The organism is Pedobacter hartonius (genome assembly GCF_900107535.1).
GTDB lineage: Bacteria > Bacteroidota > Bacteroidia > Sphingobacteriales > Sphingobacteriaceae > Pedobacter > Pedobacter hartonius.
Genome location: NZ_FNRA01000012.1, coordinates 147339 through 164359, shown reverse-complemented (window position 1 = coordinate 164359; position 17021 = coordinate 147339). Strand labels below are relative to the sequence as shown.

Sequence of the window (17021 nt, the reverse complement as noted above, 5' to 3'; positions counted from 1 at the left end):
AAATTCAGAATTATATTTTGCAGGAATCAGGAGGGCGGCTATACTATATTTTCAAAGGCCTGTTCAAGATCTGCCCTGATATCATCTATATGTTCTATCCCTACAGAAACCCTCAGTAACTGTGGGGTAACGCCTGCAGCCAGTTGTTCTTCGTCCTCCATCTGCTGATGCGTAGTTGCTGATGGCTGTATGATGAGTGTTTTTGCATCTCCTACATTGGCCACGTGGCTGATCAGCTGCAGTGAATCTACCAGTCGTGTTGCCTGTTTTTTGTTGCCCTTTAATTCAAAGGCCAATACTGCGCCATACCCATTTTTCAAGTATTTTTTTGCGTTCTGATGATAAGGGCTGCTTTCCAGTCCCGGATAAAATACCTGGCTGACCTGCTCATGTTTTTCCAGCCATGTGGCCAGTGCAAGCGCATTGTCTACATGGCGCTGTACGCGAAGGGAAAGTGTTTCAAGCCCTTGCAGCAGGAGAAATGAATTAAAAGGAGAGAGGGCGGGGCCAAAATCTCTTAGGCCTTCAACCCGGGCGCGAATGATAAACTGGATATTTCCAAAGCTACTGCCTTCACCGAATACGTCGCTGTAAACCAGGCCGTGGTAACTCTCGGAAGGAGAACTGAACTGCCCGAACTTGCCATTGCCCCAGTTATACTTTCCGCCGTCTACAATCACACCGCCGATACTGTTACCATGACCGCCGATCCATTTGGTAGCAGACTGCACTACGATGTGCGCACCGTAATCCAGTGGCCTGAACAGGTAACCTGCAGCACCGAATGTATTATCGACAACCAAAGGAAGGTTGTATTTTTCAGCCACCAGGGCCAGCTCTTCAAAATCAGGAATACTGAAAGAAGGGTTCCCTATGGTCTCTACATACAGTGCTTTTGTATTTTCATCAATCCGGGATTCGAAATCCTTCGTATTGTCGCTCGCCGCAAACCGTACCTCTATGCCCAGTCGTTTAAAGGCGACTTTAAACTGGTTATGGGTACCGCCATACAGGTGTGGTGAAGACACAAAGTTATCACCAGTCTCCATCATGTTATTCAGCGCGATGAACTGGGCAGCCTGCCCCGAAGCCACTGCCAATGCTGCCACACCACCCTCCAGTGCTGCCACGCGTTTTTCAAACACGTCTGTTGTAGGATTCATGATACGGGTATAGATATTCCCGAATTCCTTCAGCGCAAAGAGGTTTGCCCCATGCTCGGCACTGTTAAAGCCATAAGAGGTGGTTTGATAAATAGGCACTGCTCTGGCGCCTGTTGTAGGATCTATTTCCTGTCCGGCATGAAGCTGCAGCGTTTCAAATTGATATTTTGTAGGCATCGCGATGTTTGTAAGGTTCAGGTAACATTAACGTGGTATAAATATATTTATTATTAATATTTTTCTATGCGATAAACCAGATAAAAACAAAATAAATTTCATTATTATTTTTCTCTGATTCTTAACTGATATGACATATGGAAAACACAACCTGAACTTTTTAACGGTCACAGCGCTTAGCAATGCAGACATTTATCCATTGTAATAAAATCTTGCGCTGCCTGGTTTTTATTAGAAACCAGGAGATGCACCATCAACTGATTTAGCACTTCCCTGTGTTACTGGGGGTTAAATTGCTGGTATTCGTCGTAGTGATTTTTGAGCAAATGAATTTAAATTTTTAAGTTTTTTGGCAGGATTTATGCAAGGGGTAAATTCAAAACAGACGTATATGAAAAGAATATTAGTAATAGCAGCCATTTTATGCAGTTCATTAATGGTTTTACAAAGTTGCTCCAGCACAAAAAGTACTGCAGGTACAAGTTTGAGAAGAGGGGCCGTAACAGGTAACTGGGTATTGAATAATATCACTTTTGAAGGCGTGCCTGCTGCCAATGTAAAATCCCTTTTCAATGAGGCTTCATACAAATGTTTTATTGGAAGTACATGGCGTTTAACCAATAGCGGAAATGGTAGCTACACATTGCCCGGAACCGCAGATTGCCCTGCAAGAACACAAGATATTTTTTGGTCGGTGAGTACTGCAGATGAGACATTCCAATTTAAAAAATTGAACGAAGGTGATAAAGCCAAGAGCATCACAGATGGTTACAGACTTGTCCTCTCTTCAACTTCCGGAGATCAGCTGATCCTGAAATCACCTGTGGAATACGGATCTGCGCCTGCAAACATTGTATTGAACTTTACCAAAGCGGCGAAATAGATTCCTATTCCTCCAATTAAAGTATACAAGCTGCCTCAGAATAATCTGAAGGCAGCTTTTTTTTACAGAAAAAATTCTGTATTTTAATAAAATTAATACAAATGGGTAATTAATTTAACCCATATTCAACTGTTTTATGCTATGGCAAATATTTCAATTATCGGTAGTGGTTTTTCTGGTTTGGCGGCATCCTGTTTTGCAGCGAAAGAAGGACATCGGGTTGCTGTATTTGAAAAAAACAGAGATATAGGTGGTAGGGCAAGGGTGTACAGTGCGGAGGGATTCACTTTTGATATGGGTCCCAGCTGGTACTGGATGCCTGATATTTTTGAGAACTTCTTCAGCGCCTTTGGAAAATCAGCCGCAGATTATTATGAACTGAAACAGCTGGATCCCGGTTTCCAGATCATCTTCGGAAAGGACGACGTCATAGAAATCCCTGCCAGTATGGATGAGTTAGAACAGGTATTTGAATCCATAGAACCTGGCAGCGCTGTCGCATTGCGTAAATTTTTAAAGGAAGCTGAGTTCAAATACGAAGTTGGTATGAAAGACCTGGTTTATAAGCCTGCATTTTCATGGATGGAGTACGCCAATATGGATGTGGTTCAGGGAATGCTGAAAGCCAATCTCTTCAGCTCCGTCAGTTCCCATGTAAAAAGCTATTTCAGGGATGAACGCCTCATTGCCCTGATGGAGTTTCCGGTACTTTTCCTGGGGGCGATGGCAAACAGGATACCCGCTTTATATACAATGATGAACTACTCAGCCCTGGTGCAGGGGACTTTCTACCCGGTTGGCGGCATGTGTAAAATCGTCAGCGGGATGAAAGAGCTTGCAGAATCCCTGGACGTTGAATTCCACGCCGGTGTACAGGTAGAACATATAGAGGTTACCGGAGGACTGGTCTCCGGCTTGAAAACAAGTATAGGCCCGGTCAAAACGGACGGACTGATTGCCGCAGCGGATTATCACCATGTTGAACAGCAGCTGCTGGATGAGCCTTACAGAAATTACAAGGAAAAATATTGGGAGAAAAAGACTTTCGCCCCTTCCTGTCTGATATATTATGTAGGAGTAAGCAAAAAATTGAAGAAGCTGCAGCACCATAACCTGTTCTTTGATGCCGATTTTACTCAGCATGCCCATGATATTTACAGCAGTCCGCAATGGCCCGAAGAGCCATTGTTCTATGTCTGCTGCCCATCCAAAACAGATGCAGGGGTAGCCCCTGAAGGAATGGAGAACTTGTTTCTGCTGGTTCCCGTTGCGGCGGGGCTGAAAGATGATGTGACTACCAGGGAAGGATATTTTGACGGGCTCATCAGGCGTGTTGAAAATTTTTGCGGCGAAAGTTTCCGCGAACAGATCATTTATAAGAGAACATATTGCATCAATGATTTCACTGAGGATTATCATGCTTATAAAGGAAATGCGTATGGACTGGCAAATACGTTAATGCAGACTGCTGTGCTGAAACCCTCCTTAAAAAATAAACAGCTTAAAAATATGTTCTATGCAGGGCAGCTGACAGTTCCCGGCCCGGGCGTTCCTCCCGCATTGATATCAGGTCAGGTAGCGGCCGGACAGCTGGATCAGTATTTTAAAAGAAAATAGCCATGAAAGAACTGTTTGATCATATTTCTGTTGCCTCAAGCACATTGGTCACCAAAACCTACAGTACCAGCTTTTCACTCGGCATCCGGTGCCTGAATAAAAAATTCCACAACGCCATTTACAGCATTTATGGTTTCGTGCGTCTGGCGGATGAAATTGTAGATTCATTTCATGATTTTAACAAGGCAGATCTGCTGGAAGATTTTAAAACAGACACCTATAAAGCAATCCGTCAGCGGATCAGCCTTAATCCTATACTTAACAGTTTCCAGCATGTGGTTCATGATTATTCCATTGAAAGCGGGCTTACTGACTGTTTCCTGGCCAGCATGGAAATGGATCTTCAGCAGACGCAGCATTCTGCAAATTCATACGAAACCTATATATTAGGCTCCGCAGAAGTAGTTGGGCTGATGTGCCTGCGGGTGTTTACCGAAAATAACCAGGAATTATACAAAAACCTGAAACCTGCGGCAATGAGGCTGGGGGCGGCCTTTCAGAAGGTGAATTTTCTGAGAGACCTGAAAAATGACTATGAAGTATTGGGAAGGGTATATTTTCCACAGGTAGACCTCAGCATATTCTCTGAAAAGGAAAAAAAAGAAATTGAGCGGGACATTGAAGAAGATTTTGCTGCAGCACTGGCCGGGATCAGGCAACTGCCACGCAGTTCCCGCTTTGGTGTTTATGTAGCTTATATTTATTACAGGAGCCTGTTCAACAAGATCAAGTCTGTTTCTTCCGTACGTATCCTTTCGGAACGGATACGTATCCCCAATTCAAGAAAACTGAGCCTTCTTGCAGGCTCGTATGTTAAACATAGCTTCCGGATGATATGAAAACTGTGCTGTTGCTGCTGTTTGTATGGCTGAAAATTGGCACTCCGGACCTTTCTGCATGCCGCAGGTTGCTGGATGGCTCATTCGGCAGTGAGAAGGTAACCGGTCAGTTCTACGGGCAGTTAAAGGACGTGGATGAAGATGATGCACCCGTCATGCTGGGTTTCAGGGCCATGTCTGAATTCATGATGTCTAAACACCTGGTTAATCCATTCAGCAGGATCAGCCACTTTAACCGCGGAAGAAGACTGCTGGAAGCGGCAATTGAAAAGGACCATACCTCAGCAGAACTCCTGTTTTTCAGGCTTGCCATACAAAGTAATGCCCCCTCTCTGCTGAGATACAGCAGTAACATCAGGGAAGATAAGCTGAACCTGATTTGTTATCTGAAGACCGGCGCAAATCAGCCCCATGCAGACAAAGAGTTACATAAACGAATTAAATACTATCTGCTGGTCAACCCATATTGTACCGGCGAAGAAAAAACACTGATTAAGACCCTATAATATGACTGAATACGTTTTACTGGTAGATGAGCAGGATAATGAAATAGGTATAATGGAGAAATTGCTGGCCCATCAGGAAGCTTTATTACACCGGGCGATATCTGTGTTTATATTTAATGATAAAGACGAACTGCTGCTGCAAAAACGGGCTGCAGAAAAATACCATTCCCCGTTATTGTGGACGAATACCTGCTGCTCACACCCCAGGCCGGGCGAAGTGCTGATTGAGGCTGCCCACCGTAGATTGATGGAGGAAATGAAAATGGCCTGTAATTTGACACACCAGTTTAGTTTTACCTATAAGGCAGTACTCACAGAGGAACTGACCGAGCATGAACTTGACCATGTATTTTTTGGGGAGAGTAATGCTTTGCCAGTTCCAGATCCTGCTGAGGTGTCCGATTGGAAATATCTGCCTCTTAAAGCCATTGAGGCAGATATCGAGAAAAATCCGGGTGTTTATACCAGCTGGTTCAAATTAATGTTAAATAAAATTAAAAGCGTTCGGGATGAACATACTGATTAATATAGCAATAGTACTGCTTACCTTTTGTCTGATGGAATGTGTAACCTGGTTAACACATAAGTACATTATGCACGGACTGCTCTGGACCCTGCATGACGACCATCACAACAAAGCCCAAACTTTTTTTGAGAAAAATGATTATTTCTTTGTGATCTTCGCCTGTATCTCCATGGCCTTTTTTATCCTGGGTACTTTCATTACCGACCTTGGTTTCCTCTTCTATATCGGTATCGGAATCACGCTGTATGGCCTTGCCTATTTTATGGTACACGATATCCTGATCCATCAGCGCTTTAAACTGTTCAGCAGAACCAATAATTTCTATTTCCGCGCTTTACGCAAAGCACATAAGGTGCACCACAAGCATTTAGGGAAAGAGGAAGGGGAGTGTTTCGGAATGTTATTCGTCCCGATGAAGTATTTCAGGGAAGCAATGAAGACGTTCAAATAGTTTTACGTTCATAGCTTTGACATAAACCTGACAGCTTAACGGCCTGCTGACGCCTTCATCTGTTGATTTTATCTTACTTTTGAGGTATAATATACCATATGGATACCAAGCAGAAACTTACTTTTATATTGAATGACGCCGATCTGGCTCAGGAATTAAAAGATATCGCGTTAAAAGTCCAGAACACTGAGCGGATCACCTTTGATGAAGGGGTCTATCTCTATGAACATGCTGAACTGGGTTTTCTAGGCGTTCTGGCCAATTATATCAGAGAACAAAAACACGGGGACAGAACTTATTTCAACCGCAATTTTCATATCGAACCCACCAATGTTTGTGTATATACCTGTAATTTCTGCTCCTATTCCCGTTTGATAAAAAATAAGGAAGAAGGATGGGAAATGAGTGTGGACGGGATGATAGATGCCCTGAAAAAATACGACAATGAGCCCGTAACGGAGGTGCATATTACCGGCGGTGTGGTGCCTAAACAAAACCTTGATTTTTATGCAGAGTTTTTCAGGAGGACCAAAGCTCACCGCCCCGGCTTGCATATCAAGGCACTTACACCCGTAGAGTATTATTACATTTTCAAAAAGGCAAAACTCAGCCATTATGACGGAATGAGATATATGCAGGAAGCCGGACTGGATTCCATGCCCGGCGGTGGTGCCGAGATCTTCCATCCGGAAATAAGGGAAAAGATCGCCAATGATAAATGTAATGCAGAGCAATGGCTGGACATCCACGAACAGGCCCATAAATTGCGCATGCGTACAAATGCTACGATGCTTTACGGACATATTGAACAATTCTGGCACAGGGTAGACCATATGGAGCGCCTGCGCCAGCTGCAGGATAAAACCGGAGGTTTCCAGGCTTTTATTCCGCTGAAGTTCAGAAATCAGAATAACCAGATGGACCATGTGCCTGAGGTATCTGTGATCGAAGACCTCCGGAACTACGCCATTGCAAGGATCTACATGGATAACTTTGACCATATCAAAGCGTACTGGGCAATGATCAGCCGCCAGACCGCACAACTTTCCCTGAATTTTGGTGTGGATGATATTGATGGTACACTTGATGATACGACCAAAATTTACTCTATGGCGGGTGCCGAGGAACAAACTCCCGGAATGAGCACAAAAGATTTAGTTAACCTAATCAAACAGGTACACCGTCAGCCTATTGAAAGAGATACCCTGTATAATGTGGTGACCGACTATACGGATTATGTATTTGATGAAGAAGTTAAACCACAGTTTTATAAGTTGCCGGTAATCAATTAATGGACAAAGAACTATATATCATCCGCCATGGGGAGACAGATCTGAATAAACAGGGCATCATACAGGGACGGGGTATAGACAGTGATCTCAACAACACGGGCAGGGAACAGGCTGCTGCATTTTATGCAATGTATAAAGATGTTCCTTTTGACAAAGTTTATACCTCAGCACTGAAGCGCACACAGCAGACTGTTCAGCAATATATTGACGCCGGCCTTCCCTGGGAAAAACATCCCGAACTTGATGAACTTGCCTGGGGGGAATGGGAGGGAACACAAACCAGTGAACATGCCATCGGTGCATTCAAAGACATGACCGAAAAGTGGCAGGGCGGAGATTATGATGCCCATTTTGCAGGTGGCGAAAGCCCGAATGATGTTGCCCTCAGGCTGAAAGTTATCATTGAAATCATCAAAAGCAGGTCTGATGAAAAGTTAATACTGGTATGTATGCACGGGCGCGCGCTGCGTTTGCTGCTGTGCCTTTTCAGTGGTAAACCAATGTCTGCAATGTATGATTTCCCCCATCAGAATACAGGCCTGTATAAAGTAACTTTAACAGGCGATACCTTTACAATTACTGATGAAAACAATACCGATCATTTAAATAATGGATAAAATTAAAATTTCTGCCGTTGCCTATACCAATACCAAGGCATTTATCTACGGCATTGAAAATTCAGGAATACAGGAACAAATCGATTTAAGTTTAGATATACCTTCAGATTGCGCTGCCAAAGTCATTGACGGAACCGTTGATGTAGGACTGATCCCCGTAGCGGCTATCCCGCATGTACCTCATGCCACGATCATTTCTGATTACTGCATAGGCTCTGTAGGCGCTGTAAATTCGGTGTTTATCTTTAGTAAAGTACCCGCAAGCCAGATCAGAACACTAAAACTGGACAGCCATTCCAGAACTTCCAATAACCTGGCAAGGGTTTTACTGAAATTCTATTTCAAACTGGACATTACTTATACTACAGACCCTGATGCGGAAACCGATGCGATCGTATTGATTGGTGACAGGACCTTTGGAAAAAAAGCTGATTATAACTTTGCTTATGACATGGGCGAGGAATGGATGAAATTTACCGGATTGCCTTTTGTATATGCTGCCTGGGTAGCCAATAAGCCTATACCGGAAGCTTTCTTGACGGAATTTAATGCAGCGCTGAAACTGGGACTGGATAACCGCAAGGAATTGTTAAAAACTCTGCCGCACAATCCTGATTTTGATGTGGAAGATTACCTGATGAATAAACTGGATTTTGAACTGACAGAGAAAAAACGTGAGGCGCTATCCTTGTTTTTATCTTATATCACACAATTGTAGAGGTTAAGCCGGGGCAAGTGCCCCGGCTTTAAGAATCGAAATCGCATCATCTGCCAGTTCATCGGTTAACCTAACCATAGGGCTTGTCATTACTAAATTCTGTTTCATATCAAACGGCAACGCATGTAGTGACTTATCATCATCAATGATGACGATCTGATCATCAGAGTGGCCACCAGAATTATACCATTGCAGAATTTCCTCTTTACGGCTTAAATTCAAATCGTTGGCTGTCAGCCGGTCAAGCGCAGAGACACTTATCCCCCGTAATTTAAAAATATCCTTCCACTCCGAAATACTGTAGATTGATTTATGCGATGTTGTCAGGACAAGGGTAGCATCAGTCTTATTAATGATCTTCTGCAATGCCTGTATGGATTTCAGACTAAATACAGGGAATCCGTCCTGAAGAAATTCAGGCCTTTTCCATGACTGAGCAGGAACCATTACACCATCTATGTCTAACAATACGTACATATCATCACACAATTTGATTTCCCCAAACCTGATTATATACCACATTTTCTGACACATTCGCCTGATGATTGGTGTACATAGTTTGGCATGTGTAGAAGCCAGATGAATTTCATTGTTCTTTAGATAATCCAGGATATATGAACTTGTGATTTGTTCCATCATAGTATACCTAATGTTGGATATTACTATATTTAACTAATTTGAAATAAATGATTATACCGGTAAAATTAATTATTAATTTATTAAAAGCGAATTTATTTTGGATATAATCCATTAAAACGGCACAATGTAAATTATAGAGATATCAATTGTGTGGCTATGATACAGCTCCATTTCTGAATGAGCTGACGCTTTATCGTATTGAGAAGATTCCTTTAAAGTATTTCCAATGCTATTTTTCAAAAAAAAACCTAAAGCTAAACCAGAGGTAGTATATTTACATTTTTTGTAACGTAACATATATTTTGGCTAAAGATAAGACTAAGGAAACACCGTTAATGGGTCAGTGGAATACGATTAAGGCGAAATATCCTGGCGCATTGTTATTGTTTAGAGTAGGTGATTTTTATGAGACTTTTGGGGCAGACGCCATCAAAACCTCAGAGATACTGGGTATTACTTTGACAAGACGGGGCAATGGTTCGGATATGAATAATGAGCTTGCCGGTTTCCCGCATCATTCACTGGATACCTATCTTTCCAAGCTTGTTCGCGCAGGCCAGCGCGTAGCGATCTGTGACCAGCTGGAAGATCCCAAAACTACCAAGAACATAGTGAAACGCGGGGTAACTGAACTGGTTACACCCGGGGTTGCTTATGGCGATAATATACTGAGTCAGAAATCAAATAATTATTTAGCAGCGGTTTATTTTGACAAAGCTGCTATTGGTGTTTCATTTGTAGATATATCTACGGGTGAATTTCATGTTGCCCAGGGCAATGCAGAGTATATAGATAAACTTTTACTTGGTTTTAAGCCCACCGAAGTAGTTTTCCAAAAAAGTAAGCGCCATGAATTCATGGAGTTATTCGGAGACAAATTTTATACCTATCCGATGGATGACTGGGCCTTTACCAGTGACTATGCCAATGAGATCTTAAACAAACATTTTGAAGTCAGTTCTTTAAAGGGTTTTGGTGTGGATAAGATACAATCTGGTATTGTAGCCGCAGGCATCGTGCTACATTACCTGAACGAAACTGAACACCGTAACCTGAAACATATCTCATCGATCTCCCGCCTGGAAGAAGATCATTACATGTGGCTGGACCGTTTCACGGTGCGCAACCTGGAGCTGGTGAGCTCGGCGAATGAAAATGCAACAACACTGTTCAACGTGCTCGACCACACTTCCACCCCAATGGGGGCCAGGATGCTCCATAAATGGATCGTCATGCCGCTCAAAGAACTGAAGGCAATCCAGGAGCGGCTGGGAACAGTTGAATTCATGGTTGGCCATGAACAACTCATGACGGAATTCCTGACCCATATCAGACAGATAGGAGACCTGGAAAGACTGATCTCCAAAGTAGGCCTGCAGCGTTGCGGCCCCCGGGAACTGTGCCAGCTGAAGAAATCGCTCTATTCCATCGAGGAAATAAAGAATACCGCGTTAAAAACCAACAATCCGTATTTAAAACAGCTCGCCGACCAGCTTGATCCCTGCCTCAGTATCCGCGATCAGCTGGAAAGAGAACTGCAGCAAGACCCTCCGGCATTGCTGGTCAAAGGGAATGTAATTGCAGACGGAATTGATGAGGAGCTGGATAAACTGCGCGCCATATCAGTAGGAGGAAAAGACTTCCTCGTAGAGATCCAGAAGCGCGAAGCGGCGAAAACAGGTATTCCATCTTTAAAAATATCTTTTAATAACGTATTTGGTTATTATCTTGAAGTTACGCATACGCACAAGGATAAAGTGCCTGCAGAATGGACCCGTAAACAAACGCTGGTGAATGCCGAGCGGTATATTACACCGGAATTAAAGGAATACGAGGAGAAGATCCTCGGGGCTGAAGATAAAATCCAGATGATCGAGGTACGGATGTATGAGGCGCTGGTCAGACAGGTTGCCGCCTATATCAGGCCCATTCAGCTGAATGCCTATCTTACTGCCCAGCTGGACGTACTGCTTTGTTTCGCCCAGCTTGCGATCAGCAATCACTATGTAAAACCGGATCTGAACAATTCAAAACTGCTTGATATCAAGGGCGGCAGGCACCCTGTTATCGAAAAGCGCCTTGCCGTAGGCGATGAATACATCACCAATGATGTGTTCCTTGACAATGATACCCAGCAGATCATTATCATCACCGGACCGAATATGTCCGGTAAATCGGCCATCCTGAGACAAACCGGCCTCATCGTGCTGATGGCACAGATGGGTTCCTTTGTCCCCGCAAAAGCTGCATCTTTCGGTATTGTAGATAAGATATTTACCCGCGTGGGTGCATCAGATAACCTGTCTTCAGGAGAAAGTACATTCATGGTAGAAATGAATGAAACTGCCAGCATCTTGAATAATATATCCGACCGCAGTTTAATCCTGCTGGATGAGATCGGTAGGGGAACCAGTACCTATGACGGGATTTCCATCGCCTGGGCTATTGCCGAATTCCTGCATACCCATCCCACAGCAAGACCGAAAACATTGTTCGCCACACACTATCATGAGCTGAACGAACTGGCAGCAACAATGCCCCGGATCAGGAACTTCAATGTCTCTGTGAAAGAAATGTCCAATAAAGTGATCTTTCTGCGTAAGCTCGTACCTGGCGGAAGTGAGCACAGCTTTGGGATACATGTAGCAAAAATGGCAGGAATGCCCGCTAAGCTGATCGGCCGCGCCAATGAGATCCTCAAGAAACTCGAGATTGACAGAACGGAAGGCCAGAGTATCAAGGACAGCATCAAAAAAGTACAGAACCAGGCTTACCAGCTGCATATGTTTGCTGTAGAGGACCCAGTTCTGGTGCAGATCAGGGATATGCTGAATAACCTGGATGTAAATGTGCTCACCCCGGTAGAGGCACTGCTGAAACTGGATGAGATCCAAAGATTAATTAAACAATAATATGAATACTTTAAGCCTGCGCCGCCATAGCTCTCTTCAATTCATGATCGTGATGGCTGTGCTGGTCTTTTTGTCTTCCTGCGGAAGCAAGAGGCCCGGGGCTTACAGCAGCACAAAAGCAGCAAAGGCTGCCGAAGCAATGGCCGAATTAAAGAGTAAGGCCTTGTACCGTTTCATTACCGACTGGACAGGAGTAAAATACAAATTGGGAGGAATGGACAAAAGAGGCATAGATTGTTCAGGATTTGCCTTACTTTTGAATAAGGAAATTTATGGACAGGATATTCCGCGGCGTTCGCGGGATCAGGCCGATGTGATCAGGGAGAAGAACCCGGATCAGCTGAAGGAGGGGGACCTTGTTTTTTTCTCCTTCGGAGGTAAGGAGATAGACCATGTTGGCGTTTACCTTAACCATGGTTTCTTTGTTCATGCCTCTACAACGAGAGGTGTAATTGTTGATGACATGAACCTGCCCGCCTATCAGCATGTGCTGATCAAAGGGGGACCGGTAAAAAATTAAATAAATGCAAATGGAACCTAAGCACGATATATCTTTCTGGACTAAATATAAAAAGTTTGCTACAACCGAAATATTGATGTATCTTATTATGATAATAGGTATAGGATTGGGTATTATCTTTCTAAGCTAATATAAAATCTGTATCAATATAAAATCAGGGTGTGAATAAATGCTAGTTTTAACCTGCCCTTTGACAACAAAAAAATAAAATACTGATGAAATTAAATTTAATCCGCCCTCTTGCTTTTTTCGATCTGGAAACCACCGGCGTTAATGTTGGTGCTGATCGTATTGTTGAAATTGCAATATTAAAGGCCATGCCAGATGGATCTGAGCTGGTAAAAACAATGCGCATCCATCCGGAAATGCCTATTCCCCTGCAGTCCTCACTGATCCACGGGATCTATGACGAACATATTGCAGCTGCACCTAAATTTAGTCAGGTGGCGGCAGAGCTGGCTGAATTTATCGGTGATGCAGATCTTGCCGGTTACAATTCCAACCGCTTTGATATTCCTGTCCTGCTTGAAGAATTCCTTCGTGCGGGAGTAGATTTTGATATGACCAACAGAAAGTTTGTTGATGTACAGAATATTTTCCACCAGATGGAACAACGTACCCTGCGTGCCGCTTACAAATTCTATTGTGATAAGGATATCATTAACGCACACTCCGCAGAAGCTGATATCACGGCTACTTACCACGTGCTGCTTGCCCAGCTGGAGCGTTATGAAAATGCCGATTTTGAAGATAAACAAGGCAATGTTTCGCAGCCGGTAAAAAATGATGTCGATGCGTTGCATTCCTTCACGAATATGAACAAACCGTTTGACTTTGCCGGCAGAATGGTATTTAACGAAGAAGGCGAAGAGGTATTCAACTTTGGAAAACATAAAAACCGCTCCGTAGAGTCTGTTTTTGATACAGAGCCAAGCTATTATGCCTGGATGAAACAAGGTGACTTCCCGTTGTATACCAAGAAAAAACTGGAAGAGATCTGGCTGAGATGGAACAAAAAGAAAGACCTGGCCAGGGCCGCAAAAAACCAGTCGCCAAAATCCACTGAAGCAGTACGGTCCAACGAAGGCGTAAAACATGCCGAAGCCACCAGATTTGCAGAAGCAGCGAAACCTGCAGCCGGAACCAATCCTGCTAACGCTAAGCCTGCTCAGCCCGCCCGCCCGGAACAACAGGGTGGTGGTCAGCCAAGAAAACCCTTCCAGCAGCAACCAAAAAAGGAAAAACCCGCAGTTGATGTCACATCAGATATGCTGGAACAGCTTAAAATGAAGTTTGGTAAATAAAATTCCCTTAATGAATAAATTTATAATGGCCGGCCTCATCAATATGATGGGGCTGTCTGCTTTTGCCCAGCAGGCTTTGCCTGTTCCTGCAGCCATACAGCAGGCTTATACCAAAGGAACGAGAAATGTGAATGGCGGGCCCGGAGCGAAATACTGGCAGAATACTGCGGATTACGACCTGAAGGTGAATTTCGATCCGGTATCCCGGATGCTGAAAGGAACCGTTGCGGTTGTTTATAAAAACCAGAGTCCGGATACGCTCAAAGAACTATGGTTTAAGCTTTACCCGAATCTATATAAAAAAGGCGTTCCGAGAATTTCAAAGATAGCAGAAAAGGACCAGGGAGATGGTATGCAGATCAGTGCGATGGAAGTCAATGGAAAAACCATTTCTTCAGATGCGATTGTTATTGACGGAACAAATATGCATACTACAATTTCTTCCCTTGCACCGGGTGCTACGGCAAAATTAACGATCACCTATCAGTATGAGCTTAATAAAGGATCCCATACCAGAACCGGGCAGGTAGATGATGGTGCTTATTTTATCGCTTACTTTTTTCCAAGGATAGCAGTTTATGATGATGTGGATGGCTGGAACAAATATCCTTATTTAGGTGAAGCTGAATTCTACAACGACTTTTGCAATTTCAAAGCCGCAGTGACTGTACCAGGAGATTATGTGTTATGGGCTACGGGCGACCTGAAAAATACGAAAAGTGTTTTCAGCCCGGCTATTGCCGAAAAGATCGCACTGGCAGAAAAAGTTGATTCTGTGGTGAATGTAATTACTCCGGCTGACCTCGCAGCTCAGCGCATTACCACTAAGCAGGATTTGAATACCTGGAAGTTTGAGGCAGAGAAGGTCACCGATTTTGTTTTTGCCCTGAGCAATCATTACCTCTGGAAATCCAGCAGCCTGGTGGTAGATCCGAAAACAAACAGACGGACACGCGTAGATGCCGTTTTTAATGCTGACCACAAAGATTATTACGAGGTGATAGATTTTGCACGGAAGACGGTGGAGTCTATGAGTTACCAATTTCCAAAATGGCCTTTTCCTTATGCACATGAAACGGTGTTCGATGGTTTAGACCAGATGGAATACCCGATGATGGTCAATGATAACCCTACAGGAAAACGCCAGGATGGGATTACGCTGACTGACCATGAGATCTTCCATACTATGTTTCCTTTTTATATGGGCATCAATGAGACCAAATACGGATGGATGGACGAAGGATGGGCTACGATTGGCGAATGGCTGATCTCTCCCATGATTGATCCTGATGTAGTGGACGAATACGGGGTTTCTGCCACAGCAATTTCATCGGGTTCAGGCAACGATACACCCATCATGACCTTTACAACAGATCTTAAAGGAGCAGGTACCTTTACAAATACTTATCCCAAACCCGGTCTGGGATACCTTTTCGTTAAAGATTACCTTGGGGATGAAGTGTTTACGAAGGCTTTACACCACTATATTGAACAGTGGCATGGTAAACATCCGATGCCATTCGATTTTTTCTATAGTATGAATGAAGGTTCGGGAAAGAATCTGGACTGGTTCTGGAAACGCTGGTTCTTTGATGGCGGCGTGAATGACCTTGGTCTTTTGTCTGCGGATAAAACAGCTGAGGGGTATGCGGTCCGTGTTGAAAACAAAAGCGGGCGACCAATGCCGGTTGATCTGAATTTATATTTTACCGATGGTTCTACTGACAAGCTGCACCAGACGATTGGTGTATGGGAAAACGGAGAGAAGGTGATCACCATTCCTTTGACCACAGCCAAAAAACTGAAAAGAATATTACTTGGCAGCACCTATGTGCCTGACAAATTCGATAATAATAATTTTTTAAATATTAAATAGGAGCATTATCACCGGGAATTTGCCTGATGAAATCAATATTGCGGGTTAAGCCTTTAAACTTAGTCCGCTTTACCGCCGAATGTTTAAAGATCTGCCTGAATACATCTTCTGTGATATCCAGCCAGTCTTCGCGTTTCATCTGCAGTAAATTCTCCCCGGGCTGAAAAGCCGGTTCTGTATGCGGAACGGAAAACCTGTTCCAGGGACAAACATCCTGGCAGATATCACAGCCAAACATCCAGTTGTCCATCTGTTTGTCAAAGCTCTTAGGGATTTCGTCTTTCAGCTCAATGGTGAGATAGGAGATGCATTTTCTTGCATCGATCACGAAGGGCGAAAGGATGGCCTCAGTAGGACAGGCATCAATGCACCTGGTACAGCTGCCGCAATGGTCGGTCTGGAAAGGCTCGTCATAGGCGAGGCCTAAATCAATGATCAGTTCCGCAAGGAAAAAGAATGAACCGCTTTTCTTGCTGATGATATTGCTGTTTTTTCCCACCCATCCTATACCGGCACGTTTGGCCCAGGCACGATCGAGCACAGGAGCGGAATCAACAAAGGCTCTTCCGCTTACGGCACCAATCGTTTCATTGATGAAATTGAGCAGCTGGAATAATTTGTCCTTAATGACTGTATGGTAATCTGTCCCATAGGCATATTTGGAGATCTTGGGCGCATCAGGGTCGGACTGACTCTCTGAAGGAAAATAATTTAGCGTCAATGAAATAACCGATTTGGCATCATCTACCAGCAAACGCGGGTCAAGCCGTTTGTCAAAATGGTTCTCCATGTATTCCATTTGCCCGTGATGGTTATTCTTCAGCCAGTTTTCCAGCCTGGGTGCTTCTTCTTCCAGAAATCCCGCTTTTGCAATACCGCATTGCATAAAGCCCAAACGTATGGCTTCATCTTTAATCAACTGGCTGTATTTTGCGGCATTGTTATACATCTCGGGTACAAAGGTAAGCTTTCGTTTGAAAA

The 17021-nt window shown here is 43.8% G+C and carries 16 protein-coding genes; 13 read left to right on the top strand and 3 right to left on the bottom strand.

Annotation, left to right across the window (positions count from 1 at the left end):
- Positions 1-38: 38 nt before the first annotated feature.
- Positions 39-1340 carry an O-acetylhomoserine aminocarboxypropyltransferase/cysteine synthase family protein gene (locus BLW16_RS18990; protein WP_090559446.1) on the bottom strand — a complete coding sequence of 434 codons (1302 nt, stop codon included), beginning with the start codon at positions 1338-1340 and terminating at the stop codon, positions 39-41.
- Positions 1341-1731: 391 nt separating this feature from the next.
- Between BLW16_RS18990 and BLW16_RS18985 the strand changes: the two genes are divergently transcribed.
- From BLW16_RS18985 to BLW16_RS18945, 9 genes are all read left to right on the top strand, one after another.
- Positions 1732-2223 carry a lipocalin family protein gene (locus BLW16_RS18985; RefSeq protein ID WP_090559489.1) on the top strand — a complete coding sequence of 164 codons (492 nt, stop codon included), beginning with the start codon at positions 1732-1734 and terminating at the stop codon, positions 2221-2223.
- 141 nt (positions 2224-2364) lie between these two features.
- On the top strand, positions 2365-3840 hold the full coding sequence (locus tag BLW16_RS18980; RefSeq protein ID WP_090559445.1) for a phytoene desaturase family protein: 1476 nt from the start codon (positions 2365-2367) through the stop codon (positions 3838-3840).
- A 2-nt stretch (positions 3841-3842) separates the two neighbouring features.
- The gene (locus tag BLW16_RS18975; RefSeq protein WP_090559444.1) at positions 3843-4679 is read left to right on the top strand and encodes a phytoene/squalene synthase family protein; all 837 of its coding nucleotides are present in this window, start codon (positions 3843-3845) and stop codon (positions 4677-4679) included.
- Positions 4676-5185 (top strand): hypothetical protein, encoded by a 510-nt coding sequence (locus BLW16_RS18970; protein WP_090559443.1) that lies wholly within the window; start codon positions 4676-4678, stop codon positions 5183-5185. The genes BLW16_RS18975 and BLW16_RS18970 overlap by 4 nt, the downstream gene beginning before the upstream one ends.
- A gap of 1 nt (position 5186) precedes the next feature.
- Entirely contained in the window at positions 5187-5711 is a 525-nt protein-coding gene (gene idi / locus BLW16_RS18965) for an isopentenyl-diphosphate Delta-isomerase (RefSeq protein WP_090559442.1), read from the top strand.
- Positions 5695-6162 carry a sterol desaturase family protein gene (locus BLW16_RS18960; protein ID WP_090559441.1) on the top strand — a complete coding sequence of 156 codons (468 nt, stop codon included), beginning with the start codon at positions 5695-5697 and terminating at the stop codon, positions 6160-6162. The genes idi and BLW16_RS18960 overlap by 17 nt, the downstream gene beginning before the upstream one ends.
- A gap of 98 nt (positions 6163-6260) precedes the next feature.
- Positions 6261-7454, top strand: a complete 1194-nt coding sequence (gene mqnE, locus BLW16_RS18955) for an aminofutalosine synthase MqnE (RefSeq protein ID WP_090559440.1) — start codon at positions 6261-6263, stop codon at positions 7452-7454.
- Positions 7454-8071 (top strand): histidine phosphatase family protein, encoded by a 618-nt coding sequence (locus tag BLW16_RS18950; protein ID WP_090559439.1) that lies wholly within the window; start codon positions 7454-7456, stop codon positions 8069-8071. Before mqnE ends, BLW16_RS18950 begins: the two co-directional genes overlap by 1 nt.
- On the top strand, positions 8064-8789 hold the full coding sequence (locus BLW16_RS18945) for a menaquinone biosynthetic enzyme MqnA/MqnD family protein (protein WP_090559438.1): 726 nt from the start codon (positions 8064-8066) through the stop codon (positions 8787-8789). Before BLW16_RS18950 ends, BLW16_RS18945 begins: the two co-directional genes overlap by 8 nt.
- A gap of 3 nt (positions 8790-8792) precedes the next feature.
- Here the strand turns inward: BLW16_RS18945 and BLW16_RS18940 are convergent, their stop codons facing one another.
- Positions 8793-9428 (bottom strand): HAD domain-containing protein, encoded by a 636-nt coding sequence (locus BLW16_RS18940; RefSeq protein ID WP_245735382.1) that lies wholly within the window; start codon positions 9426-9428, stop codon positions 8793-8795.
- 302 nt (positions 9429-9730) lie between these two features.
- On the opposite strand from BLW16_RS18940, the gene mutS reads away from it, so the two are divergent.
- The 4 genes from mutS to BLW16_RS18920 all read left to right on the top strand — a co-directional run bounded on the left by mutS (position 9731) and on the right by BLW16_RS18920 (position 16040).
- Positions 9731-12340, top strand: a complete 2610-nt coding sequence (gene mutS, locus BLW16_RS18935; RefSeq protein WP_090559437.1) for a DNA mismatch repair protein MutS — start codon at positions 9731-9733, stop codon at positions 12338-12340.
- Between the two features lies 1 nt (position 12341).
- Positions 12342-12860 (top strand): C40 family peptidase, encoded by a 519-nt coding sequence (locus BLW16_RS18930; RefSeq protein WP_090559436.1) that lies wholly within the window; start codon positions 12342-12344, stop codon positions 12858-12860.
- 215 nt (positions 12861-13075) lie between these two features.
- Positions 13076-14164, top strand: coding sequence for a 3'-5' exonuclease (locus tag BLW16_RS18925; RefSeq protein WP_090559435.1), 1089 nt, complete (start codon positions 13076-13078; stop codon positions 14162-14164).
- A gap of 10 nt (positions 14165-14174) precedes the next feature.
- Complete coding sequence (locus BLW16_RS18920) at positions 14175-16040, top strand: M1 family metallopeptidase (protein ID WP_090559434.1); 1866 nt, start codon at positions 14175-14177, stop codon at positions 16038-16040.
- On the opposite strand, the gene queG is transcribed toward BLW16_RS18920, so the two are convergent.
- Positions 16033-16989 carry a tRNA epoxyqueuosine(34) reductase QueG gene (gene queG / locus BLW16_RS18915; protein WP_090559433.1) on the bottom strand — a complete coding sequence of 319 codons (957 nt, stop codon included), beginning with the start codon at positions 16987-16989 and terminating at the stop codon, positions 16033-16035. The two genes, BLW16_RS18920 and queG, sit on opposite strands and share 8 nt — an antisense overlap.
- Between the last annotated feature and the right edge of the window lie 32 nt (positions 16990-17021).